Annotated in this window: 22 protein-coding genes; 13 read left to right on the top strand and 9 right to left on the bottom strand. The window is 69.6% G+C overall.

Annotated elements, in window-relative coordinates:
• Positions 1–47: 47 nt before the first annotated feature.
• The 3 genes from ACVCL9_RS13655 to ACVCL9_RS13645 are packed head-to-tail and all read left to right on the top strand — an operon-like array spanning position 48 to position 5,261.
• The gene (locus tag ACVCL9_RS13655; protein WP_447097723.1) at positions 48–848 is read left to right on the top strand and encodes a lysophospholipid acyltransferase family protein; all 801 of its coding nucleotides are present in this window, start codon (positions 48–50) and stop codon (positions 846–848) included.
• Positions 845–1,864 carry a YheT family hydrolase gene (locus ACVCL9_RS13650; protein ID WP_447097724.1) on the top strand — a complete coding sequence of 340 codons (1,020 nt, stop codon included), beginning with the start codon at positions 845–847 and terminating at the stop codon, positions 1,862–1,864. Before ACVCL9_RS13655 ends, ACVCL9_RS13650 begins: the two co-directional genes overlap by 4 nt.
• Before the next feature lie 25 nt (positions 1,865–1,889).
• Complete coding sequence (locus tag ACVCL9_RS13645) at positions 1,890–5,261, top strand: GH92 family glycosyl hydrolase (RefSeq protein WP_447099580.1); 3,372 nt, start codon at positions 1,890–1,892, stop codon at positions 5,259–5,261.
• A gap of 109 nt (positions 5,262–5,370) precedes the next feature.
• Here ACVCL9_RS13645 and ACVCL9_RS13640 read toward each other — a convergent pair whose 3' ends face one another.
• Entirely contained in the window at positions 5,371–5,988 is a 618-nt protein-coding gene (locus ACVCL9_RS13640; protein WP_447097726.1) for a 2OG-Fe(II) oxygenase, read from the bottom strand.
• Positions 5,989–6,358: 370 nt separating this feature from the next.
• Complete coding sequence (locus ACVCL9_RS13635; protein ID WP_447097727.1) at positions 6,359–7,834, bottom strand: AAA family ATPase; 1,476 nt, start codon at positions 7,832–7,834, stop codon at positions 6,359–6,361.
• 99 nt (positions 7,835–7,933) lie between these two features.
• Between ACVCL9_RS13635 and ACVCL9_RS13630 the strand changes: the two genes are divergently transcribed.
• The 8 genes from ACVCL9_RS13630 to ACVCL9_RS13595 all read left to right on the top strand — a co-directional run bounded on the left by ACVCL9_RS13630 (position 7,934) and on the right by ACVCL9_RS13595 (position 12,859).
• Complete coding sequence (locus ACVCL9_RS13630) at positions 7,934–9,040, top strand: PQQ-dependent sugar dehydrogenase (protein ID WP_447097728.1); 1,107 nt, start codon at positions 7,934–7,936, stop codon at positions 9,038–9,040.
• Positions 9,041–9,129: 89 nt separating this feature from the next.
• The gene (locus tag ACVCL9_RS13625) at positions 9,130–9,753 is read left to right on the top strand and encodes a YbhB/YbcL family Raf kinase inhibitor-like protein (protein ID WP_447097729.1); all 624 of its coding nucleotides are present in this window, start codon (positions 9,130–9,132) and stop codon (positions 9,751–9,753) included.
• 104 nt (positions 9,754–9,857) lie between these two features.
• Positions 9,858–10,013: a DUF1328 domain-containing protein gene (locus tag ACVCL9_RS13620; protein ID WP_395120724.1), complete on the top strand. Its 156-nt coding sequence runs from the start codon at positions 9,858–9,860 to the stop codon at positions 10,011–10,013.
• Positions 10,014–10,053: 40 nt separating this feature from the next.
• Positions 10,054–10,416 carry a DUF883 family protein gene (locus tag ACVCL9_RS13615; RefSeq protein ID WP_395120723.1) on the top strand — a complete coding sequence of 121 codons (363 nt, stop codon included), beginning with the start codon at positions 10,054–10,056 and terminating at the stop codon, positions 10,414–10,416.
• Between the two features lie 7 nt (positions 10,417–10,423).
• Positions 10,424–10,909 (top strand): ABC transporter ATP-binding protein, encoded by a 486-nt coding sequence (locus ACVCL9_RS13610; protein WP_447097730.1) that lies wholly within the window; start codon positions 10,424–10,426, stop codon positions 10,907–10,909.
• On the top strand, positions 10,906–11,244 hold the full coding sequence (locus tag ACVCL9_RS13605) for a hypothetical protein (protein WP_447097731.1): 339 nt from the start codon (positions 10,906–10,908) through the stop codon (positions 11,242–11,244). Before ACVCL9_RS13610 ends, ACVCL9_RS13605 begins: the two co-directional genes overlap by 4 nt.
• A 77-nt stretch (positions 11,245–11,321) precedes the next feature.
• On the top strand, positions 11,322–12,434 hold the full coding sequence (locus ACVCL9_RS13600) for an AI-2E family transporter (RefSeq protein ID WP_447099506.1): 1,113 nt from the start codon (positions 11,322–11,324) through the stop codon (positions 12,432–12,434).
• 59 nt (positions 12,435–12,493) lie between these two features.
• Positions 12,494–12,859 carry a cupin domain-containing protein gene (locus ACVCL9_RS13595; RefSeq protein ID WP_447097732.1) on the top strand — a complete coding sequence of 122 codons (366 nt, stop codon included), beginning with the start codon at positions 12,494–12,496 and terminating at the stop codon, positions 12,857–12,859.
• Positions 12,860–12,896: 37 nt separating this feature from the next.
• On the opposite strand, the gene ACVCL9_RS13590 is transcribed toward ACVCL9_RS13595, so the two are convergent.
• Positions 12,897–13,292: a hypothetical protein gene (locus ACVCL9_RS13590; protein WP_447097733.1), complete on the bottom strand. Its 396-nt coding sequence runs from the start codon at positions 13,290–13,292 to the stop codon at positions 12,897–12,899.
• Between the two features lie 150 nt (positions 13,293–13,442).
• Positions 13,443–13,910, bottom strand: coding sequence for a hypothetical protein (locus tag ACVCL9_RS13585; RefSeq protein ID WP_447097734.1), 468 nt, complete (start codon positions 13,908–13,910; stop codon positions 13,443–13,445).
• Positions 13,911–14,221: 311 nt separating this feature from the next.
• Between ACVCL9_RS13585 and ACVCL9_RS13580 the strand changes: the two genes are divergently transcribed.
• Positions 14,222–14,500: a type I restriction-modification system subunit M N-terminal domain-containing protein gene (locus ACVCL9_RS13580; protein ID WP_447097735.1), complete on the top strand. Its 279-nt coding sequence runs from the start codon at positions 14,222–14,224 to the stop codon at positions 14,498–14,500.
• A 12-nt stretch (positions 14,501–14,512) separates the two neighbouring features.
• On the top strand, positions 14,513–14,734 hold the full coding sequence (locus ACVCL9_RS13575) for a hypothetical protein (protein WP_447097736.1): 222 nt from the start codon (positions 14,513–14,515) through the stop codon (positions 14,732–14,734).
• Positions 14,735–14,748: 14 nt separating this feature from the next.
• On the opposite strand, the gene ACVCL9_RS13570 is transcribed toward ACVCL9_RS13575, so the two are convergent.
• The 5 genes from ACVCL9_RS13570 to ACVCL9_RS13550 form a co-directional block, all read right to left on the bottom strand.
• Entirely contained in the window at positions 14,749–15,783 is a 1,035-nt protein-coding gene (locus tag ACVCL9_RS13570; RefSeq protein WP_447097737.1) for an NADP-dependent oxidoreductase, read from the bottom strand.
• A gap of 29 nt (positions 15,784–15,812) precedes the next feature.
• Positions 15,813–16,559, bottom strand: coding sequence for an SDR family NAD(P)-dependent oxidoreductase (locus ACVCL9_RS13565; RefSeq protein WP_447097738.1), 747 nt, complete (start codon positions 16,557–16,559; stop codon positions 15,813–15,815).
• On the bottom strand, positions 16,556–17,995 hold the full coding sequence (locus ACVCL9_RS13560) for an efflux transporter outer membrane subunit (RefSeq protein ID WP_447099507.1): 1,440 nt from the start codon (positions 17,993–17,995) through the stop codon (positions 16,556–16,558). The genes ACVCL9_RS13565 and ACVCL9_RS13560 overlap by 4 nt, the downstream gene beginning before the upstream one ends.
• A 140-nt stretch (positions 17,996–18,135) precedes the next feature.
• Entirely contained in the window at positions 18,136–21,327 is a 3,192-nt protein-coding gene (locus tag ACVCL9_RS13555; RefSeq protein WP_447097739.1) for an efflux RND transporter permease subunit, read from the bottom strand.
• Between the two features lie 83 nt (positions 21,328–21,410).
• Complete coding sequence (locus ACVCL9_RS13550) at positions 21,411–22,655, bottom strand: efflux RND transporter periplasmic adaptor subunit (RefSeq protein ID WP_447097740.1); 1,245 nt, start codon at positions 22,653–22,655, stop codon at positions 21,411–21,413.
• Positions 22,656–22,735 lie beyond the last annotated feature (80 nt).

Below are 22,735 nucleotides of genomic sequence, written 5' to 3'. Positions count from 1 at the left end.
GGCGCCGGTCTCCCCTGGCCGGCGACTAACGCTAAACTGACCCGTTGATGAGCCTCGACACCGCCACTCCCGCCGAACGCGACCTGCTGCGCCCGCTGCGCTACCTGTGGCGGGTGCCGCTGCTGCTGCTGCACGCCGTGCTGGCGATCCTGCTGGCCGGCCTGGTGATGAGCTGGAACCGCGATCGCGTGATGCGCGACGGTCGCGAGCCGTTCCCGCACCGGCTGGTGCGCTGGTGGTCGATCGGCTTGATGCGCATCTTCGGCCTGCGCGCGGTACGCGTGGGCCGGCCGTTGCCGGACCCGGTGCTGTTCGTGGCCAACCACACCTCGTGGATCGACATCGAGCTGCTGCACAGCCAGCGCGCAGCCTGCTTCGTGGCCAAGGCGGAGATCGCCGGCTGGCCGCTGGTCGGCTGGCTGGCCGCCAACGGCGGCACCATCTTCCACCGCCGCGGCAGCAACCATTCGCTGGCCGCGGTGATGGCGGTGATGGTCGAGCGCCTGCGTGCGGGGCGTTCGGTGGCGGTGTTCCCTGAAGGCGGTAGCGGCTACAACGGCGTGCTCAAGGTATTCCACGCGCGCATCTTCCAAGCCGCGCTGGAAGCCGAAGTGCCGGTGCAGCCGGTGGCGCTGCGCTTCGCCCGCGACGGCCGCCGCGTGATCGACGCCGGCTTCCGCGAGCACGAGAGCTTCCTGGCCAACTTCCTGCGCCTGCTGGGCGAGCCGCCGATGGATGCCGAGGTGCATTTCCTGGGCACCGTGCCGGCCAGCGCGGAGGGCCGCCGGCGCATGGCCGAGCAATCGCGCGAACGCATCGCCGCCGCACTGGCGGACCGCTCTGCATGACGCTGCCCCGGGGCAAGGATTTCCGCCCGCCCTGGCCCCTGCGCAGCGGCCATGTCCAGACCATGCTGTCTTCCAGCGGCGTGCGCCGCCTGCTGCTGCCGCGTGCGGCGAAGACCGTGCTGCAGGGCGCCGAGCCGGTGGTGCTCGACGGCGGCGGCGGCGTGCGCCTGAGCGGCGCCTACACCGCGCAGAAGACCCGTCCGCAGTCGCGCGGCCTGGCCGTGCTGTTCCACGGCTGGGAAGGCAGCGTCGATTCCACTTATGTGCTGCAGACCGGCAGTCGCCTGCTCGCCGACGGCTGGGACATCTTCCGGCTCAACTTCCGCGACCACGGCGACAGCCACGGCCTCAACGAGGCGCTGTTCCACTCCTGCCGGCTTGACGAAGTGGTGCATGCGCTGGGCGAGATCGCCACGCGCTGGGGCGCGCGGCCGATGGCGGTGGCCGGCTTCTCGCTGGGCGGCAACTTCGCCCTGCGCGCGGCGATGCAGACTTCGCGCGTGGGTATTCCGCTCAGTTACGCGCTGGCGGTGTGCCCGATCATCGATCCGGCGGTGGGCCTGTTTTCGCTGGAGGAAACGGCGCCGTGGTTCTATCAGGCGTACTTCATGCGCAAGTGGCGGCACTCGCTGCTGCTCAAGCAGAAGGCGTTTCCGCAGCATCAGTATTTCGAGATGTCGGAGTTGAAGAAGCACCTGCGCGGGCTCACCGAGGCGCTGGTGCTGCGGCATACGGACTTCAAGTCGCTGCAGCAATATCTGGACGGCTATTCGGTGGCCGGCGACGCGATGCTGGCGATGCAGGTCCCGGCCACCATCCTCACCGCGAAAGACGATCCGGTGATCCCGGTCGACAGCTTCGAGCAGCTGCGCCTGCCGCCCAACGTCGAGCTGGATATCGCCGACTTCGGCGGCCACTGTGGCTTCATCCGCGGCGGCGACATGGTCAGCTACACCGACGACTACATCGCGGCGCGCTTCAACGCACTGGCCGACGGCACGTCGCCGATCGGCTGAGAACCTGGCGGCGCAAGGGGGCGACATGCGGCGAGCACGCGACACGATCCGCCGGCACGCGATGCGCGGCGTGCGCCTCGCCCTGTGGCTGGCCGTCCTGCCGGGCGGGCTGGCGCCGGCGGCGACGCCCGCGGCCACGACCTTCCTGCGCTCGTTCGAACCGGCCGAACCGGCCCCGCTGGCGGGCGCGCCCGACCCGCGCTTCAACGTCGCCGTCGCCGGTGGTCCCGGTCAGGCGGCGGCACTCACCGCCAAGCCGGGCGTCGGCTTCAGCGGCCTGCATTCGCTGCGCTACCGCGGCGAGGCGGGCGGACAACAGCAGGTCGCGCTGTACGCGGTGAACCTGCCGGTACATGCGGACACGCAGCTGTCCTACCTGCTGTTTCCCGTGTCCAACGCGGGCGACCTGCGCAACCCGGCCAATTACGTGGCGGTGGACCTGCTGTTCGACGACGGCAGTCGGCTGTCCAGCCGCGGCGCACGTGACCAGCACCGCCTCGGCGCGTCGGCGCGTGCGCAGGGCGAGGGCCGCGTGCTGTACCCGGATCAGTGGAACTACCTGGCGGTCGACGTCGGCGCGGTGGCCGCCGGTCGCACGATCAAGCGCATCGTGCTGGCGCATGACGGTCCGGCCGCCAGCTTCGAGGGCTATCTGGATGATCTGCGTATCGGCCCCGCACCGACCGACACGCGCCGGCGCCCGAGCGACTTCGTCGACACCCGCCGCGGCACGAATTCCAACGGCCGCTTCTCGCGCGGCAACAACTTCCCCGCGGTGGCCGTGCCGCACGGTTTCAATTTCTGGACGCCGGTGACCGACGCCGGTTCGAACTGGATGTACCAGTACCAGCAGCGCAACGGCGCCGACAACCGCCCGCGGCTGGAGGCGTTCGCGCTGTCGCACGAGCCGAGCCCGTGGATGGGCGACCGGCAGACCTTCCAGCTGATGCCGGCGGCGGTCGCCCGCGGCGCGCCCAGCGCGAACCGCGCGACGCGCGCGTTGAGCTTCAGCCACGCGAACGAGACCGCGCACGCGCATGCCTACCGCGTCGCCTTCGACGACGGCATCGTCACCGAGATCGCGCCGACCGACCACGCCGCGATGTTCCGCTTCACCTTCACCGGGGACCGCTCGCAGCTGGTGTTCGACAACCGCGACGACCACGGCGGCATCGTGCTCGACCCGGCGGCACGCAGCTTCATTGGCTGGTCCGACGTGAAGAGCCGGTTGTCCGCCGGCGCCACCCGGCTGTTCTTCTACGGCACGGTCGACCAACCGGTCAGCGAGAGCGGGCGGCTCACCGGCGAGGGCCGCGACCACGTCGCCGCGTGGTTCGGCTTCGACACCTCGAAGACGAAAGTGGTGAACCTGCGCATCGCCACCTCGCTGATCGGCGTGGCGCAGGCGCGGCACAACCTGGCACTGGAGATCGCGCCGGGCGACAGTTTCGACGACGTGCGCGAGCGGGCGCAGCGGCAATGGGACCAGCAGCTCGGCACCATCAAGGTGAACGGCGCCAGCGCCGACGAGCTGACCACGCTGTACTCCAACCTCTACCGCCTGTTCCTGTACCCGAACGAGGCGTACGAGAACACCGGCAGCGCCGCGCAACCGCACTGGCAATACGCCAGCCCGTTCTCCGCGCCGACCGGCAAGGACACGCCGACGCGAACCGGCGCGCGCATCGTCGACGGCAAGCCGTACGTCAACAACGGCTTCTGGGACACTTATCGCACCGCGTGGCCGGCCTACGTGCTGCTCGCGCCGACGAAGGCCGGCGAGATGATCGACGGCTTCGTGCAACAGTACCGCGACGGCGGCTGGATCGCGCGCTGGTCGTCGCCCGGCTACGCCGACCTGATGGTCGGCACCAGCGCCGACGTCGCGTTTGCCGACGCCTGGCTGAAGGGCGTGCGCCACTTCGACGTGCGCGCGTTCTACCAGTCCGCGCTGAAGGACGCGACCGTGGTCAGCCCGCTCGCGGGCACCGGCCGCAAGGGGCTGCAGCGCTCGATCTTCAACGGCTACACCGACACCGCCGTCGACGAAGGGCTGTCCTGGTCGATGGACGGCTACATCAACGACTTCGCGATCGGCAATCTCGCCGCCGCGCTGGCGGCCGCGCCGGCTGCGGACGACCCCTACGCCGCGCACTACGCCGACGACGCGGCGTACTTCCACCAGCGTGCGCTGGGCTACGTCAACCTGTTCGATCCCGCCGTCGGCTTCTTCGTCGGCCGCGACGCGAAGGGCAAGTGGCGCGACGACGCGAAGCATTTCGACCCGCTGCGCTGGGGCGGCGACTACACCGAGACCAACGCCTGGAACATGGCCTTCCACGCACCCCAGGACGGCGCCGGCCTCGCCTCGCTGTATGGCGGTCGCGCCGGACTCGCGGCGAAACTCGACGCGTTCTTCGCCACCCCGGGCGAGTTCCGCGTCGGCAGCTACGGCGAGCCGATCCACGAGATGCTGGAGGCGCGCGACGTGCGCATGGGCCAGTACGGCCACAGCAACCAGCCCTCGCACCACATCATCTACATGTACGACGTTGCCGGCCAGCCGTGGAAGACGCAGGACAAGGTGCGCGACGTGCTCAGCCGTCTCTACGTCGGCAGCGAGATCGGCCAGGGCTATCCCGGCGACGAGGACAACGGCGAGATGTCCGCGTGGTACCTGTTCAGCGCCGCCGGCTTCTATCCGCTGCGCATGGGCACGCCGGCATACGTGATCGGCGCGCCGTACTTCCCGCACATGGACATTGCGCTGGATAACGGCACGCACATCGTGATCGATGCGCCGGCGGTGAGCGACACCAACCGCTACGTGCAGGGCCTGCGCGTCAACGGCCAGCCATGGAACAAGCTGACCCTGCCGCACGCGCTGCTGGCGCAGGGCGCCACGCTCGAATTCCTCATGGGGCCGACGCCCTCACGCTGGGCCAGCGACGAGGCCGCACTGCCGCCGTCACTGACCCCCCACGGCCGGCCGCAGCCGTTGCGCGATCCCGGTGCCGCCACCAGCAGCACGCCGACCATCGCCGGCCTGCCCGCGTTGTTCGACAACGACTCCGCCAGCGAAGCCGTGTTGCCCGCAACGTCGACCACGATCGCCTGGCACTATGCCGCGCCGCGCCGGGTCGCCCTGCTCACCCTGACCTCGGCGGCCAGGGCCGCCGCGCCGTCGGGCTGGCAGCTGCAGGCTTCCGTCGACGGCCACCACTGGCGCACGCTGGATACCCGCCAACAGCAACGCTTCGCCTGGCCGCGGCAGACCCGGGCGTTCGCCGTGCCGGCGCCGGGCGAGTACGCGCACTACCGGCTGCACTTCGACGCGGCACCGGACGCATCGCCCCGCGCCCTCGCCGAAATCGAACTGCTCGGACCCACCCCGTAGGCGGGGCGCTGCCTGCCGGCCGTTGCCTTCCGCGTTCGTGACGAAAGGCGGCGGACAGTGTCCGCCCCACGGAACCGCGCACCGCCCGTAGGCGCCCGCGAGCGGGCTCCTACGGGTTGGTGGCGGCAAGGCCGCGCTGGCGCAGCCAGCACGCAATGCTCATGCGGTCGCGGCTGGCAGGCAGCACCTCGTGCTCGAACTGCGCCGACAGGAACAGCAGCAGGGTGCCCGCCTGCGGAAGGATGTCGCGCGAGGAACCATCGGCCAGGTACAGCCGCAGTGCCCCGCCGTCGACCTCCCGCCAATCCTCGTTGAGATAGAACACCGCCGACACCACCCGCGCGTCGCTGTGGCGCAGGCGGTCGCGATGACGCGCATAGCGCGCGCCCGGCCGATACACCGCGTAGTGCGCTTCGTACTCGACCAGGCCCAGCATCAGCTCGCGGTTGAGCACGCCGCGCAACACGTCGATGCGATCGGCGAAGGCCTGCTGCGGCGCGCTCATCGCGCCTTCGGCGAACCAGCGCGTGCGGTCGCCGCGCCGCGCCGCGTCGAGCTGCCCGATGCCGGTGCCTGCAGGCTGCAGCTGTCCGGCGTCATGCAACGCCGCGCACTCGGCCGCCAGCGCGCGGATCTGCGCCGGCTCCAGCAGGTCGTGCACGACGCACCAGCCGTCGCTCGCCAGCGCGTCCGCCGCGGCGTGGAATGAGGAGTTGCCGGAATTCATCGAGCGCCTCGGGATGCACGACGTTGCCGATCCGGTGCGGGCCTGTCGTGGCCGGCGCGGAAAGGTTGCCGCGGAGATGCCGGTGGGTCGGTCCCGTCAGCCGTGCGGCGCCGGCAGCATAAGTCGAAACGTCCTCAGCGCGGCGGCCGTCGCAACGGATCGAGCAGGCCCCGCAGGCCGTTGCGGTCGATCTCCAGCGCCAGCGCCAGCAACCGCCCCCCATTGCCCCGGCGGAAACCCCTCGCGCGCGAACCAGGCCGGCAGGTCGGCCAGCAGCCGGCCCGCGCCCCGTGTCGTCGCCCTCGACAGGGAGACAGCCGCCGTGGCCGGCTGTTGCGCGCTCTCTGCAAGGGCGATTTGCTGCCCGTGTTCAGTCCGCCGCCACGCAGCGCCCCTGCGCCCACGCGCGCAGCGTGTCCACCTGTTCGCGCATCAGCACCGACAGCGGGCGTGTCTGCTGCAGGGCGTGGAGCAGGGCGGCCTGGTCCGGGCCGTTGCCGTGGCCGGCGGTGTCGTACAGCGCGCTGACGATGGATTGCTCGATCTCGGCGCCGGAGAAGCCGGCGCTGGCGGCCGCCAGCGCGGGCAGGTCGAACGCGGCCGGGTCGAGTTGGCGGCGCTTGAGGTGCAGGGCGAAGATTTCCCCGCGCACCGATTCGCTCGGCAGGTCGACGAAGAAGATCTCGTCGAAGCGGCCCTTGCGCAGCAGCTCGGCGGGCAGCTCCTGCACCGCGTTGGCGGTGGCCACGGTGAACACCTTGGCCTTGCGTTCGGCCATCCAGGTCAGCAGGTAGCCGAGCACGCGGCGTGACACGCCGCCATCGTCGCCGCCGCTGGCCAGGCCCTTCTCGATCTCGTCGATCCACAGCACGCAGGGGCTCAGCAGCTCGGTGCTGGTCAGCGCCTCGCGCAGGTTCTTCTCGGTCTCGCCCTGGTACTTGTTGTACAGCGTGCCGAAATCCAGCCGCACCAGCGGCACGCCGAAGCCACCGGCGATTGCCTTCGCCGCGAGGCTCTTGCCGCAACCCTGCACGCCCAGCAGCAGCACGCCCTTGGGCGGGTCCAGTCGCGGCGCGGCTTCGGGCGAGAGGAACACCGGGCGGCGGCGCTGCACCCATTCGCGCACGCGCGCGACGCCGGCGATGTCGGCGAAGCTGGCGGTGGCGTATTCGTAATGCAGCAGGCCGGAGCGGTTGAGCAGGTTGAACTTGGACTGCATCAGCACCGGCAGGTCGTTCGGGCCGAGCGCGCCGTCGGCGTAGATCAGCTTGCGCACGATGCGCCGCGCGTCCGGCGCGGTCAGGCCGAGCAGGTTGCGCACGATGGTGCGCGCGGCGTCGTTGTCCACCTCGATCTTGCGGCCCTGTTCGCGCTGCCAGCCGGCAGCCTCGCCGCGCAGGATGCCGGCGAGCTCCTTGATGTCCGGCAGCGACAGCGGCACGCGCAGGGCCAGCGCCTCCAGCCCCGCGGGCAGCTCGATCTTCGCGCCCACCAGCACGATGGTGTGCGCCGCCGAGCGCTGGCGCTGCACGATCTCGCGCAGCTGGCGCAGGCTGCGCGCGTAGTCCAGCAGCGAATGGAAGTCGAACAGCAGGTAGATGCCCGCTTCGGTCTGGGCGCGGATCGCGTCCAGCGTGGCGGTGGCGTCCGGCGACACCGCGCCGCCGTCCTGCGAAAAATCGAGGCGGCTCAGGCCGTCGGTCAGCGTCCAGCGCCACAGCGGGCGCAAAGCCTGTGCGATCACGTGGCGGAAGCAGTCGATCACCCGCTGCTCGTCCACGGTTTCGATGACCAGCAGCGGCGTTGCCGCGCGCACCAGCGTGGTGAGGTCGTCCAGTTCGCTCATGCCACTCCCCTGAAAGGAGCCCAGTTTAGCGGGCGGCGCTGTTTCTGGCTTCGCGCGGTCCGGGGTACATTGGTGGCCTCGCCTTGCCGGAGACTGCTCATGCGCGCGTTGCTGTCCGTGCTGCTGGTGATCCTGTCGCTGCCGCTGCTGGCGGCCCCCCGGCTGGATCGGCTGACCCTGCCTGCAGGTTTCCACATCGCCGTGTACTCCGACCAGGTGCCGAATGCGCGCGAGATCGCGTTGGGTACGCACGGCACCGTGTTCGTCGGGTCCAGCGGCGCCGGCAAGGTCTACGCGCTCACCGACGCCAACGGCGACGGCGTGGCCGAGACAGTGCGCGTGGTCGCCAGCGGCCTGCGCAACCCGATCGGCGTGGCCTTCCACGACGGCGACCTGTACGTATCGGCGATCAGCCGCATCCTCGTGCTGCGCGACATCGAGCAGCACCTGGACGCGCCGCCCGAACCCGCGCTGGTCACCGACAAGTTGCCGACCAAGGGCCATCACGGTGGCCGCTTCCTCGCCTTCGGCCCCGACGGCAAGCTGTACGTGCCGATCGGCGCGCCGTGCAACATCTGCAACGCCGGTCCCGACTACGCCAAGCTGATGCGCATGAACCCGGACGGCAGCGATTGGCAGGACGTCGCCACCGGCATCCGCAACACCGTCGGCTTCGACTGGCAGCCGGGTACGAAACACCTGTGGTTCACCGACAACGGCCGCGACATGCTGGGCGACGACGTGCCCAGCGACGAGTTGAACGAGGTCACCCGCATCGGCCAGAACTTCGGTTATCCGTATTGCCATCAGGGCGACGTGGCCGACCCCGAATTCGGCGCCGGCCACCCCTGCCGCAACTACGTGCCGCCGGTGCTCAAGCTCGGCGCCCACGTCGCCTCGCTGGGCATGCGCTTCTACACCGGCAAGCAGTTCCCGGCCAGCTACCGCGGCGCCATCCTGGTCGCCGAGCACGGCTCGTGGAATCGCACCGAGAAGTCCGGCTACCGCGTGATGACCGTGCGCCTCAGCGGCAGCAAAGTCCTCTCCTACGAACCGCTGATCACCGGTTTCCAGCAAAACCAGAGCGCCTGGGGCCGCCCGGTCGACGTGCAGCCCCTGCCCGACGGCAGCGTGCTGGTCAGTGACGACCTGGCGGGGGCGGTGTACCGGGTGACGTACAAGCAGGGAATGGGGAATGGGGAATAGGGAATCGCAAGAGCGCTTCCGGCGTTTCCCATTCTCTGCTCCCCATTCCCCATTCCCTATTCCCCATTCCCTATTCCCGGAGAAAATCCATGCACCTGCGCAGCGACAATTTCGACAACGGCCAGCGCATTCCCGCGCGCTTCGCCTTCGGCAAGATCGCCGATCCCTTCGCGCTGTCGGACAACCACAGCCCGCACCTCGCCTGGCGCGACGCCCCGCCGGCCACGCGCTCGTTCGTGCTCACCTGCATCGACACCGACGTGCCCAGTCGCGGCGATGACGTGAACCAGGCGGGCCGCACGGTGCCGGCGGCGTTGCCGCGGGTGGAGTTCGTGCACTGGCTGATGGCGAATATCCCGGCCGAGTGCGGCGAACTGGCCGCCGGCGCCTGCAGCGACGAGGTCACGCCGCGCGGCAAGCGCGAGCCGTACGGGCCGCCGGGCAGCGTGCAGGGGGTGAACGACTACACCGGCTGGTTTGCCGGCGACGCCGAGATGGGCGGCGAATACCTGGGCTACGACGGCCCGTGCCCGCCCTGGAACGACACGTTGCTGCACCACTACCACTTCACCATCCATGCGATCGACGTCGACGCGCTGCCGCTGGTCAAGGGCTACTCGCGCGATCAGTTGCGCGCGGCGATGGCCGGCCATGTGCTGGATCAGGCCACGCTCACCGGCGTCTACAGCCTGAACCCTGCGGTGGCCGGCTGAACGAGGGCGCGTGGGCGCGGCGTGCAGGCGGCTGGCGGTATCCTTCACGCCCGCATGGCGCGTGCTGTGGGTGAATGGCACCCACCCACCACGAGGGATGCCCCATGTTGCACTACGCACTGGTTTTCCTGGTCATCGCGATCATCGCCGCGATTCTCGGCTTCGGCGGCATCGCCGGCGCCGCAGCCGGCATCGCGAAGATCCTTTTCGTCATCTTCCTGATCCTCGCGATCATCGCGTTCTTCCGCCGCGCCAGATAGCCCCCTTATCATCCAAGAGATTGCCATGTCGGAGCAGGTCATGAACCCCAAAGAGCCAACCCCCAAGCCCTCGGTCGACGAGCGCATCGACGAGCGCGCCGAGCGCGTCAAGCAGGCCACCTCGCAGGCCGTGGCCAGCACCAAGGACAAGGTCGACCGCGCCGCCGACCGCGTCGAGCAAGGCCTGCACCACGCCACCGACAAGACGGCGTCGGCGGCCCACCGCACCGTCGACAAGGCGGCCGAAGTGGGCGAGCAGGGCCGCGCCGCCTACGAGCACACCCGCGATCGCGCCGACGAGTTCCTTGAGCAGGCGCGCGAATACGTGCGCGAGAAGCCGATGCAATCGGTCGCCATCGCGCTGGGGGCCGGCTGGCTGCTTGGCCGCATCCTGCGACGTTGAGCCACTGATGCACGAGCAGGGTGACAGCACCCGCGAGACGGCGCCGGACCCGGCGCCGTCGTCGTCTGGCCTGTTCGACGAGATCGCCCGCCTGGGCGCCGCGCTGAAGCGGCTGTTCGGCGCGCAGAAGGATCTGCTGGCCGCGGAGCTGGGGCTGGCGCGCAGCGCGGTGTCGTGGCTGCTGGTGGCCGGGCTGGCCGCCACCGTGGCGGGGGTCGGCTTCGGCCTCACCGTGCTCGGCCTGCTCGGCGTGCTGCTGGCCAAGTGGCTGGGTTCGTGGGTGTGGGCCTTGCTGCTGCTGGCGCTGCTGCAGCTGCTGTTCCTGTTCGGCGCGGTGCTGCTGTTCCGCCGCTGCATGCATTGGATGAGCCTGCCTGTCACGCGTGGCCAATGGGGTGCGATGATGCGCGCAGGCGTGCGCAGGATCGAGGCGGAAGTCGCCGACGAGCCGGCCACGGCGCCGCATGCCGCGCGGGGCGAGGAAGGGCGATGAAAGTATTGAAGCAACTGGCCGAGGTGCGCCTCGCGCAGGCGCGCATGGAGCGGGCGCGCCACGAGGTGGGCGAGCCGGCCGCCGCACTGCTGGCGCGCGGGCGCGAATACCCGCTCGCCACGGTGGGCGTGGCCGCCGGCGCCGGCTTTGCGCTGGGCAGCCTCGACCTGCACCCGCTGCGGGTACCGGGGCTGGCCTCGCTGGTCGGCGGCGGCCTGGTCGAGGTGCTGGCGCAGGGCAGTCACCTGCTGGCCGAGATGGCCGTGGCGGGGGTGGCGGCGCACGCCGCTGCAACTGCCGATGCCGCCGCGCCGGATGGCGCGCCGACCCCGTGAACGCCGAGCCTGAGCAGCCGCCGCCGAACGCGGACGACACGCTGCGCGAGATGACCTCCGCGGCGATGCTCTCGCACATGCCGGCCGATCCGCTGCTGGTCGGCAACCTGCCGCGGCCGCTGGCGCGCCGGCTGCACAGCGCGCGCGGCACGCGCCGCCACCTGCGCGCCATCCGCATGCTGCTCAACGCGATGCTGCTGCTGGCGTTGCTGTACACCGTCACGCTGACCCGCGCACTGCTGATTCCGCTGGTGCTGGCCGCCTTCATCGGGCTGGCGCTCAACCCGATCGTGGCCACCGGCGCGCGCCTGCACCTGCCGCGCTGGTTCACCGCGCTGGTGCTGATGATCGGCCTGGTGGTCGGCATCGGCAGCGGCGTCGGCCTGCTGGCGCAACCGGCGCTCGGCTGGTTCCACGGCGCGCCGTCGGCGATCCGCAGCTTCGTGCCCAAGGTGCGCAACCTGACCAAGCCGCTGGAGGCGGCCAACCGCGCCACCCAGACCCTGGTCAGCGGCACTTCGCGCAGCGCCGCGCCGCCGCCGGCGCCGCTGTCGATCAGCGCGTGGGATGTCGTATCCACCGCGCCCAAGGTGCTCGCCGCGGTACTCAGCGTGATGCTGCTGGTGTTCTTCTTCCTGGTCTACGGCGACACCATGCTGCGCCGGCTGGTGGAGCTGACACCCAGCTTCTCCTACAAGCGGCACGCGGTCACCATCGTGCGAAGTTTCCAGAGCGAGGTCTCGCGCTACCTGCTCACTGCGCTGTCGATCAACACCAGCCTGGGCGCGATCACCGCCGGCATGCTGTGGTTGTACGGCGTGCCCGATGCGCTGCTGTGGGGCGCGGTGGCGATGTTCGCCAACTTCATTCCGTACGTGGGGGCGATTTTCACCACGTTGCTGCTGGCCTTCGTGTCGATGCTGTACGCCAAGAACGCCGAGCTGGAGGTGTTCCTGCCGGCACTCACCTTCGCCGCCATCACCATCGTCGAGGGCAACCTGATCACGCCGCTGATCCAGGGCCGCAGCATGCGCCTGTCGCCGATCGCGATCCTGCTGTGGCTGCTGGTGTGGGGCTGGCTGTGGGGCATTCCCGGCGCGCTGCTGGCGGTGCCGATGCTGACCTGCGCCAAGCTGATCTGCGAGCGCATCCGGGGTTGGGAGTGGTTCGCGCTGATCGTGTCGCGCTAGGGTGCGATCCGCCGCATGGCGCCGCAGTTTCCGAACAACGACACCACCGGGGATGCACCATGACCGATCGGGCGATCAACCTGCGCGACAAGCTGGCCCGGTTCAGCGAGCACTGGTCGCCCCGCGTCGTCGCGGAGATGAACGACTACCAGTTCAAGCTGGCCAAGCTCAAGGGCGAGTTCGTCTGGCACGCGCATGCGGATACGGACGAGGTCTTCATCGTGCTGCAGGGCGCCTTGACGCTGGAGTTCAGGGATCGCTCCGTGCCGCTGGTTGCCGGCGAAATGTACGTGGTGCGCAAGGGCGAGGAGCATCGCCCGGTGGCCGCGGAGGAGTGCAGCGTGATGCTGGTCGAGCCGCGCGGGGTGGTCAACACGGGCGACGCCGGTGGCGCTCGTACTGCACCCGACGACGTGTGGGTGTAGCGCGCCGGCGCGCTCCATCGTTGGCCCGCGAGGTTCCTCAAGGCGATGCCGTGCCGGTCGTCGCCGGCGTGATGCCGTGCGTCCGCAGCACGGCGGAGATGTCGAAGCGCCAGAGGTTGCGCGAGCCGTTCAATGGTGACTGCAGGCGCCGTTGCAGGGTGGCTGCGTCGTCGCGCGGTTTGGGAAAGCTCACCTCCTCGCGGCGGTTGCTCGACACGAACAGCTCGCCGAACGCCGGCCCCAGCGAGGGCGCGTTCTCCAGCGTGCGGCTGTTGATCCCCTCGCCCAGGTGCGCGGGCCTGCCCCAGCTGCCGTCGGGCTGGCGGAACACGATGCAGATGTCGGCGCGGCCCAGCGCATCGCCCTGGTCGCCGGCGTAGAGCAGGAAGCGGCCCTGCGGGTCGGAATCACGGCGTGCGTTTTGCCGCGCCACGGCGCCCGCAACACGCGCCAGACGTGGTTGTTGCCGTTGTCCCCCGTGCATGCGCGCCAGGTCAGCCCGACGAGGCCGCAGGCGACGACAGACTTTCCAACGACTTCAACGCTCGTGGGGAGTCTTTTGGCACGGGCGCGCACTTCCCGGCTAGAAGCGACGCGACCAGCCCAGCTCCAGCACCGGGTAGACCGCCTGCTCCCGCGCGCGGCGGGGCTCGCCATCCAGGCCCGTCGCCGCCGCCACGCCGGCCTGCCCGTAGAAGCCGGAGTCGGCCGCGCGGTAGCCGATGCCCAGATACGCCGCCAGTTCTCGCCGCGAGGGCATGCGCGCCTGGACCCAGGCGTCGCCCAATGCGTTCCGGCCGGGGATGGGCGGGTGGGCCATGGCGGCCACCCGGATATCGTCGATCACCGCCCCCACCGACAGCAGCAGGCCGCCGGCCCGCGGGTGCCAGTCGAACCTGGCGATGGCCGCCTCGAACACATCGCCCCCCGCTGCGGCCGCGCCGCCGTGGCCGGCCGCGCGCATCGTGCCCGCCGCTTCCGCCGCTCGCGCCGTACCGTTCGGCAGCGCGAACGCGGCGAGTGTCAGTACGACCAGGGCGATCTTCTTCATGGCAGAGCCCCACCGGGCAGACGCGGCCACCCCCTGCGACCGCCGTCCCCGCCTTTATCGCGCGATCCGCGCCCGCTGCGCACGCCGCGTTGCCGGAACTGCGGACGCCATCAATGCCGGAATGCGAACCGCTTGGCAAACGGGACGGGATGGTTTAGCGGGGAGCGCTGCGCACGGGTGGCTTGACGAACCCCATGGTGCCGCCGACCATCCTTCATCGACCTGTCACCCTTGTACGGGTGCGACTGTCGTCGCGCCCGTGCGCGCGCGGCGGCATCGTGCCGATCAGACCTTGGGAACAACGACGCCGCATGTTCGAAAACGCCTTCAACAACATGGGCCGCGTCATGCGGAACGACGAAGGTCTGGCGTCCGAGCTGGACTATGCCGAACAGACCTCGTGGCTGCTGTTCCTCAAATACCTCGACGATATCGACGATATGGAGAAGGAGTGGGAAGACGAGGCCGCTCTGGAAGGCCGTGACTACACCCCCATCCTCGCGAGCCGTATCGCTGGCAAGCCTGGGCCGCGCCGAAGGCGGCCGACGGCACGCCTGATCTCAACGCCGCGCTCACCGGCAAGGACCTGATCGAGTTCGTCAATGGCGAGCTGTTTCCCTACCTGCAGACCTTCCGCGACAGCGTGGCTGAAGGCGAACCCGCTGGGGAAATCGGTGGTGATCCGCGGCGACACCGCGATCATCACCTTCTACGACCCGCAGCTGGGGCCGCAGAACGGCGTGCGCTCCTCCGACATCTTCGTCTACCAGGGCGGCCGCTGGCATGCGCTGTACTCGCAGCACAGCGCGGTAGGCAGCCGCTGAGACGCAGCGGAACGTCAATCGTCGGCCACGTGCACCACCAGCTTGCCGAAGTTGCGCCCTTCGAGCAGGCCGATGAAGGCGGCCGGCGCGTTTTCCAGGCCCTCGACGCGATCCTCGCGCAGCTTGATCCGGCCCGCGTCGAGCCAGGCCTGCATGTCGCTGCGGAAAGCGGCGAAGCGATCGGCGTAGTGGTCGAGGATGACGAAGCCCTGCATGCGGATGCGCTTCTGCAGCACGCTGGCCACCAGCTGCGGGCGGCGATCCGGCCCTGCCGGCGGCGCGGCGTCGTTGTAGTGCGCGATCATGCCGCACACCGGCACCCGCGCATGGTGGTTGAGCAACGGCAGCACGGCGTCGAACACCGCGCCGCCCACGTTCTCGAAGTACACGTCGATGCCGTCCGGGCAGGCCGCGGCGAGGCGCCCGGCGAGATCCGGCGCGCGGTGGTCGAGGCAGGCGTCGAAGCCCAGCTCCTCCACCGCGTGGCGGCACTTGGCGGGGCCGCCGGCGATGCCGACCACCCGTGCGCCCTTGAGCCGGGCGATCTGTCCCACCACCGCACCGACCGCGCCGGTCGCGGCGGCCACCACCACGGTCTCGCCCGGCCGCGGTTGGCCGATGTCGAGCAGGCCGACATAGGCGGTGAAACCGGTCATGCCCAGGCCGCCCAGTGCGAGCGAAGGCTGCGCCAGGTCGCCCAGCGCCGTCAGCGTGTCGCCCGCGGCCACGGCGTAGTCCTGCCAGCCGGCGCTGGCCAGTACCAGCTCGCCGGGGTGGAAGCCGGCATGCCGCGAGCTGACCACGCGGCTCACCGTGCCGCCCATCATCGGCTGGCCCAGTTCCAGCCCGGGCGCGTACTCGGTGCCGGCCTCGTCCATCAGGTTGCGCATGTACGGATCGAGCGAGAGATACAGCGTGCGCAGCAACACCTCGCCGTCGCCGGGCGCCGGGAGCGGTGCATGGTCGAGGCGGAAATCCTGCGCGGTCGGCAACCCGTGCGGGCGGGAGGCGAGCAGGATGCGGCGATTGGTCGAAGCGTCTTGCGGCATGCGAAAAGCTCCAGGGTGGAAAGGGACGATCACCAGGCGATTTGTTCGCCATCGCGGAAGAAGCGACCGGTGGGCGCCGGCGTCGGCAGGCTGGCGGCCCACACGATGCCGGCGGCGCCCAGGCTCACCGGCCGGCCGCCGGGGCCACCGAGTTCAGTGGCGACCCAGCCTGGGCACACCGCGTTGACCGCGATGCCGCTGCCCTCCAGCTCCGCCGCCAGCGTACGCGTATAAGTGTTGAGCGCGGACTTGGAGGTGCGATAGGCCACGCAATGGTTGCTGCTCGAACTGCTGGCACCGCAGCCGCTGGACACGTTGACGATGCGGCCGTAGCCGTGCCGGCGCATCAGCGGCAGCATCGCGCTGGTCAGCCGCCAGCTGCCGAACAGGTGGGTCTGCATCGCGCCCCATGCAAGTGTGAGGTCGCCGTCGCTGGCCAGCCCGTCGTGGTCGTAGTAGCCGCCGGCGTTGTTGACCAGCACGTCGAGCCGGCCGTAGGTGATCTCGATCCAGCGTGCCAGCGTATCGACCTGGTCCTGCTGCGTGACGTCGAGCTGTACCGCGATCACCTCGCCGGACGCGCCGGCGAGCTGGCGCGCCGCGTGCAGGCCCTTGTCGGGATCGCGCGAGCCCAGCAGCACGGTCATGCCGTGCTCGCTGAGCTGGCGCGCCACCTCGAAGCCGAGGCCGCGGTTGGCGCCGCTGACCAGCGCCACGCGATAGGTCGGCGTGATCGCCGGCGTTGCCGCCGGCACGCGTCGGGCCGGCCGGCTCATGGGGCGGCGCCCCGCTGTGCCACCGCGCTGCAGCGCTCGTCGCCGCAGGCCTGCCAGCCGCCGCCGAGCGCCTTGTACAGCGCGACGGCGCGGGTGTTGATCGCCGCCTCGGCCTGGGCCAGGTCGTCCTCGGCGGCGAGCTGGGTGCGTTCGGCATCGAGCAGTTCGAGGAAACCGGTGGCGCCTTCCTGGTAGCGCACGCGGGCGAGGTCGGCGGCGCGCTTGCTCTGCGTGCCCTGTTCGATCAGGTGGTTCACGCGGATGCGTTGCTGGTTGAAGCCGGTGACCGCGTTGTCGATGTCCTCGATCGCCTCCAGCACGGTGCGCTGGTAGTTCGCCTGCGCCGCATCGGCGCGCGCTTCGCTGGCGTGCAGGTTCGCGCGCACGCGCTGCACGTTGAGCCCGGCCCAGCTGATGCTGGGCGCCAGCGTCCACGCGCGCGTCGACGGGCTGCCGAAGTCGTTGCTGCGCCCGGACAGGAAGCCGAGGAAGCCGCCCAGCGAGATGTGCGGGAAGAAGTCGGCCTTGGCCACGCCGATGCGCGCATTGGCGGCGGCGTATTCGCGTTCAGCCATCTGGACGTCCGGACGGCGTGCGAGCACGTCGCCGGCATCACCGATCGGCAAGGTCGTGGCGATCGGCGTGAAGCTCTTCGGCGATACGTCGATGTCGAGCTCGCCCGGTCGCTCGCCCAGCAGCACCGCGAGGCGGAATTCACTCGCGCTCACCGCGGTCTGCAGCACCGGCAACTGCGCCTGCACGGCGCTGAGGCGCGCTTTCGCGCTGGCCACATCCTGTTCGGAGCCGGCACCGAGCTGCTGGCGCACCTCGGTCAGGTGCAGGGTCTGTCGCTGGTTCTCGATGTCGCGCTGGGCGATGTCGAGCCGCGACTGGCTGCCGCGCAACTCGAAATAATTGCGCGCGACCTCGGCCAGCAGGCTGACCTGCGCGTCGTGCAGCGCGGCCTCGCTGGCGCCGAGGTCGGCACCGGCCGCCTCCACCGAACGGCGTATGCCGCCGAACAGGTCCAGCTCCCACGACGCATCGAAGCCGGCCTGGTAGGTCGTCGTGGTGCGGCGCTGGTCGCTGAAGCCCGGCTGCTGGCCGCGGCTGCGGGTGTAGTTCACGTCCGTGTCGATCGTCGGCAACCGGGCGGCCTTGCTGCCGCTGAGCAGTGCACGCGATTCATGCAGCCGCGCCACCGCGATGCGAAGGTCGAGGTTGTTCGCCGCGGCGCGCTGGATCAACGCATCCAGCGTCGGGTCGTTGAACTGCTTCCACCATGCAGCCTGGAATTGCGCGTTGCTTTCCTGCGCAGCATCAAGTGCCAGCTGCGGCGCGGCGGGTTTTGCGGCGTGGTAATCCGGGCCGACCGTGACGCAGCCGGCCAGCGCAAGAGCGGTCGCCAGCAGCGTGCCGCGCACCGTCACCGTCATCGCCGCGAAAGCCGTGTGGTGCGTAGGGCGGGCACTGCCCGCCGTGGTGCCGGTGTCGCCTGTTGTGGTGGTGTGGCGGGCGGTGCCCGCCCTACGGGAGCCTTGCGCGGCGAGCCCGGACATGGTCGTGAACATCTTCATCAGTGATTCTCCAGCGCCGGCAGCGCATGCGCGGCGGCGCGTTCTGCCGCGCGCGCCTCGCGGCGTTCGACCAGGGCGCGAATGACGACGTAGAACAGCGGCGTGTAGATCAGCCCGAAGATGGTCACGCCCAGCATGCCGGCGAACACCGCCACGCCCATCGCATGGCGCATCTCGGCGCCGGCGCCGTGCGAAGTCACCAGTGGCACCACGCCCATGATGAAGGCGAACGACGTCATCAGGATCGGCCGCAGGCGCAGCTTCGCCGCTTCCAGCACCGCCTCGTGACGCGCCATGCCTTCATGCTGGCGTTCGCGGGCGAACTCCACGATCAGGATCGCGTTCTTGCACGCCAGTCCGACCAAGACGATCAATCCGATCTGGGTGAAGATGTTGTTGTCGCCACCGGACAGCCACACGCCGGCGATCGCGGACAACAGCACCATCGGCACGATCAGGATCACCGCCAGCGGCAGCGACCAGCTCTCGTACAGCGACGACAGCACCAGGAACACCAGCAGCACGCACAGCGGGAACACCAGGATCGCGGTATTGCCGGCGAGGATCTGCTGGTAGGTCAGCTCGGTCCACTCGAAGCTCATGCCATTGGGCAGGTTGTCCTTGGCCAGCTTTTCCATGGCCGCCTGCGCCTGGCCGGAACTGAAGCCGGGCGCCGGGCCGCCATTGATCTCGGCGGTCGGATAGCCGTTGTAGTGCTGCACGCGGTCCGGGCCGGCACCGTGCTGCACGGTGACGAACGAGCCCAGCGGCACCATCTGGCCCTGCGCGTTGCGCGTCTTCAGTTGCAGGATGTCCTCGGGCGTGTGGCGGAACGCCGGGTCGGCCGACACGTTCACTTGGTAGGTGCGGCCGAAGCGGTTGAAGTCGTTGACGTAGAGCGAGCCCATGTAGGCCTGCATGGTCTGGTAGACGTCGCCCAGGTTCACGCCCTCGGCCTTGGCCTTCTCGCGGTTCACGTCGGCGTCCACCTGCGGCACGCTGACCTGGAAGCTGGAGAACAGTCCGGCTAGTGCCGGGTCTTTCCGGCTGGCAGCGATCAGGTTCTGCGTCTGCTTGTACAGCTCGTCGAAACCACGGTCGCTGCGATCCTCGATCTGCATGCGGAACCCGCCGATCGTGCCCAGCCCCATGACCGGCGGCGGCGGGAACACCGCGATGTAGGCATCCTGGATCGCGCCGAACTTCTGGTTCAGCGCGCCGGCGATCGCGCCGGCGGAAAGATCCGCGCTGCGCCGATCCTCGAACGGCTTCAGCGTGACGAACACGATGCCGGAGTTGGTCGAGTTGGTGAAACCGTTGATCGACAGGCCGGGGAACGCCACCGCGTGTTGCACGCCCGGCTGTTTCAGCGCGATCGCGCTCATGCGCCGGATGACGTCGTCCGAACGATCGAGTGACGCCGCGTCGGGCAGCTGGGCGAACGCCACCAGGTACTGCTTGTCCTGGCCCGGCACGAAACCGGTCGGCACGTGCGAGAAGCCGAACCAGGTCAGCGCGATCAGGCCGGCATAGACCACCAGCGCCAGCTTGCCCTTGCCGACGATGCGCTTGACGCCGCCCACGTAGCGCTCCGAACCGCGATGGAACATCCGGTTGAACGGACGGAACAGCCAGCCGAACGCACGGTCGATGCCGCGGGTGAGGCGGTCCTTCGGCGCGTCATGCGGCTTCAGCAGCACGGCGGCCAGCGCCGGGCTCAGGGTCAGCGAATTGAACGCGGAGATCACCGTGGAGATCGCGATGGTCAGCGCGAACTGGCGATAGAACTGGCCGGTGAGGCCGCTGACGAAGGCGGTCGGGATGAACACCGCGCACAGCACCAGCGCGGTCGCCACGATCGGGCCGGTGACTTCGTGCATCGCCTTGCGTGTCGCGTTGCGTGGCGACTCGCCCAGTTCGATATGCCGCTCGACGTTCTCCACCACCACGATCGCGTCATCGACCACGATGCCGATCGCCAGCACCAGTCCGAACAGGCTCAAGGCATTGAGCGAGAAGCCGGCCAGGTGCATCACCGCGAAGGTGCCGATCAGCGATACCGGCACCGCCACCAGCGGGATGATCGAGGCGCGCCAGGTCTGCAGGAACAGGATCACCACCAGCACCACCAGCAGGATCGCTTCCAGCAGCGTGTGCGCCACCGCCTCGATCGAGCCGCGCACGAACACGGTCGGGTCGTACACGATCGAATAGTCGACGCCTTGCGGGAAATCCTGCTTCAGCTGCGCCATCGTGGCGCGCACTTCGTCGGAGATCTGGATCGCGTTGGAACCCGGCCGCGCGAAGATCGGCAGCGCCACCGCCGGCTTGTTGTCGAGCAGGCTGCGCAGCGCGTAGTTGTTCGAGCCGAGGTCGACCTTGGCGACATCACTCAGATGCGTCACGCCGCCGTTCGCGTCGGTGCGCACGATGATGTTGCGGAAATCGTCCTCGCTGACCAGTCGGCCGCGGGTGTTGATGTTGAGCTGGAACGCATTGTTGCTCGGGCCGGGCGGCGCATTCAGCGCGCCGGCGGCGACCTGCACGTTCTGCTCGCGGATCGCGTTGATCACGTCGCCGGTGGTGAGCGAGCGCTGCGCCAGCTTCTGCGGGTCCAGCCACACGCGCATCGAGTATTCGCCGGCGCCGAAGATCTGCACGTCGCCGACGCCGTCGAGCCGCCCCAGCACGTCCTTCACGTGCAATCGCGCGTAGTTCGACAGGTACAGCATGTCGTAGCGCTGATCGGGCGAGGTGAGATGCACGACCATGGTCAGGTCGGGCGAACTCTTCTGCGTGGTCACGCCGAGCCGCTGCACTTCCTCCGGCAGTTTCGGCAGGGCCTGCGCCACGCGGTTCTGCACGTCGACCTGGGCGTTGTTGAGATCGGTGCCCAGCGCGAACGTCACGGTCAGCGTCAGGCTGCCGTCGCTGGTGGCCTGCGAGGAGGTGTACAGCATGCCTTCGGCGCCGTTGATCTGTTCCTCCAGCGGCGTGGCGACGGTTTGCGCGATCACTTTCGGGTTGGCACCGGGATAGCTGGCGTGCACCACCACGGTGGGCGGCACCACTTCCGGGTATTCGCTGATCGGCAGCTGGAACACCGCGATGGAGCCGGTGATCACGAACAGCAGCGACAGCACGGCGGCCATGATCGGCCGGTCGACGAAGAATTGGGCGATGTTTTTCATGCAAAAGATCCTCGACGAAGCCGCTGCGCGGCCTCGGTCTTCTTTGCTCCTCCCCCTGCACGGCAGGGAGAGGGAGAGTGTGGTCAGCCTTGCGGGGTCTTTGGGCTCGCCGTGTTGGCCTGCGCGGTGCGCGAATCGGCGTTCGGTGCATCGCCGCGCTCGACCAGCGCCTTGTCGGTCGCGTCCAGCCGGTAGCTCATGGCCACCTTCTGCGGATTCACCTCGACCCCGGGGCGCACGCGCTGCAGGCCGTTCACCACCACCAGGTCGGTCGGCGCCAGGCCGCTGTCGATCACGCGCAGGCCGTGGAACAAGGCACCGGTGTCGACCTTGCGGTATTGCACCTTGTGCTCCTTGTCGACCACGTAGACGAACTGGTTGCCGAGGTCGGTGCCGATCGCGCGGTCGTCGACCAGCACGCGCGGGCGGGCCTGGCCGCTCTGCAGCTGCACGCGGGCGTACAGGCCGGGCGTGTACAGGCCGTCGGCGTTGTCGAACACCGCGCGCAGGCGCATCGTGCCGGAGCCGGTGTGCAACTGGTTGTCGACGAAGTCGAGGCGGCCTTCATGCGGGTAGCCCGTCTCGTCGGCCAGGCCCATCGCGGCCTCGATCCGCGCGTTGCGGCCGGCCTGCTTCGCGTCGGCGCGCAGGTGGTCGAGCTTGAGCCAGGTCTGCTCGTCCACGTCGAAATAGACATAGACCGGGTTGACCGAGACCACGCTGGTCAGCACGTCGTTGCTGGTGACCAGGTTGCCGGGGGTGACGCGGGCGTTGCTGACGCGGCCGTCGATCGGCGAGCGCACCTGGGTGAAGTCCAGGTTCAGCCGTGCCGCGGCCAGCGCGGCGGTGGCGGCACCGAGCTGCGCCCGCGCGCTCTGCGCGGTGGTGGCCTGGCGGTCGGCTTCCTGCTGCGCGATCGCGTGCTGGGCCAGCAGCATCTCGGCGCGGCGCTGGTTGGTCTCGGCCAGGCTCAGCTCGGCCCTGGCCTGCGCCTGGTTGGCGACCAGCCGGTCGACTTCGGCCTGGTACGGGCGGGCGTCGAGCTGGAACAGCACGTCGCCCTTGTGCACCAGCGCGCCTTCCTGGAAATGCACCGATTCGACGAAGCCGCCGACCCGCGGCTGCACCTGCACCGTGTTGACCGCTTCCAGCCGGCCGGTGAACTCGGCGCTGTCGCTGACCTTGCGGGTCAGCGCCTGCGCCACGGTCACTTCCGGCGGCGGCCCGCCGGCGGGGCTTTGCGCATGGCTGTCGTTGCCGTGCAGGAGAACCCAACTGCCGAGCACGCCGGCAGCGATCAGGGGGACCAGCATCCATTGTTTTTTCATCTTGCGCTCCCAACACCTTGTTGGCCGGGGAGGGGGAACCCGGCGAAGGGTCGAGAGAATAGGTGTACTTTCCAGTATAG

This window comes from Rhodanobacter sp. UC4438_H5, assembly GCF_052978405.1.
The sequence above is the reverse complement of the archived record's forward strand: the minus strand, read 5'-3'. Positions and strand labels throughout refer to the sequence as shown.

Bases quoted from the DNA above. Each gene is read 5' to 3' on its own strand.
- ACVCL9_RS13565 (WP_447097738.1), bottom strand. From the start codon at position 16,559: ATGAGCCGGCCGGCCCGACGCGTGCCGGCGGCAACGCCGGCGATCACG.
- ACVCL9_RS13640 (WP_447097726.1), bottom strand. From the start codon at position 5,988: ATGAATTCCGGCAACTCCTCATTCCACGCCGCGGCGGACGCGCTGGCG.
- ACVCL9_RS13575 (WP_447097736.1), top strand. From the start codon at position 14,513: ATGGCGAGCTGTTTCCCTACCTGCAGACCTTCCGCGACAGCGTGGCTG.
- ACVCL9_RS13600 (WP_447099506.1), top strand. From the start codon at position 11,322: ATGCCGGCCGATCCGCTGCTGGTCGGCAACCTGCCGCGGCCGCTGGCG.
- ACVCL9_RS13570 (WP_447097737.1), bottom strand. From the start codon at position 15,783: ATGCCGCAAGACGCTTCGACCAATCGCCGCATCCTGCTCGCCTCCCGC.
- ACVCL9_RS13580 (WP_447097735.1), top strand. From the start codon at position 14,222: ATGTTCGAAAACGCCTTCAACAACATGGGCCGCGTCATGCGGAACGAC.
- ACVCL9_RS13615 (WP_395120723.1), top strand. From the start codon at position 10,054: ATGAACCCCAAAGAGCCAACCCCCAAGCCCTCGGTCGACGAGCGCATC.
- ACVCL9_RS13620 (WP_395120724.1), top strand. From the start codon at position 9,858: ATGTTGCACTACGCACTGGTTTTCCTGGTCATCGCGATCATCGCCGCG.
- ACVCL9_RS13645 (WP_447099580.1), top strand. From the start codon at position 1,890: ATGCGGCGAGCACGCGACACGATCCGCCGGCACGCGATGCGCGGCGTG.
- ACVCL9_RS13650 (WP_447097724.1), top strand. From the start codon at position 845: ATGACGCTGCCCCGGGGCAAGGATTTCCGCCCGCCCTGGCCCCTGCGC.
- ACVCL9_RS13595 (WP_447097732.1), top strand. From the start codon at position 12,494: ATGACCGATCGGGCGATCAACCTGCGCGACAAGCTGGCCCGGTTCAGC.
- ACVCL9_RS13560 (WP_447099507.1), bottom strand. From the start codon at position 17,995: ATGACGGTGACGGTGCGCGGCACGCTGCTGGCGACCGCTCTTGCGCTG.
- ACVCL9_RS13625 (WP_447097729.1), top strand. From the start codon at position 9,130: ATGCACCTGCGCAGCGACAATTTCGACAACGGCCAGCGCATTCCCGCG.
- ACVCL9_RS13605 (WP_447097731.1), top strand. From the start codon at position 10,906: ATGAAAGTATTGAAGCAACTGGCCGAGGTGCGCCTCGCGCAGGCGCGC.
- ACVCL9_RS13630 (WP_447097728.1), top strand. From the start codon at position 7,934: ATGCGCGCGTTGCTGTCCGTGCTGCTGGTGATCCTGTCGCTGCCGCTG.
- ACVCL9_RS13610 (WP_447097730.1), top strand. From the start codon at position 10,424: ATGCACGAGCAGGGTGACAGCACCCGCGAGACGGCGCCGGACCCGGCG.
- ACVCL9_RS13585 (WP_447097734.1), bottom strand. From the start codon at position 13,910: ATGAAGAAGATCGCCCTGGTCGTACTGACACTCGCCGCGTTCGCGCTG.
- ACVCL9_RS13655 (WP_447097723.1), top strand. From the start codon at position 48: ATGAGCCTCGACACCGCCACTCCCGCCGAACGCGACCTGCTGCGCCCG.
- ACVCL9_RS13550 (WP_447097740.1), bottom strand. From the start codon at position 22,655: ATGAAAAAACAATGGATGCTGGTCCCCCTGATCGCTGCCGGCGTGCTC.
- ACVCL9_RS13635 (WP_447097727.1), bottom strand. From the start codon at position 7,834: ATGAGCGAACTGGACGACCTCACCACGCTGGTGCGCGCGGCAACGCCG.
- ACVCL9_RS13555 (WP_447097739.1), bottom strand. From the start codon at position 21,327: ATGAAAAACATCGCCCAATTCTTCGTCGACCGGCCGATCATGGCCGCC.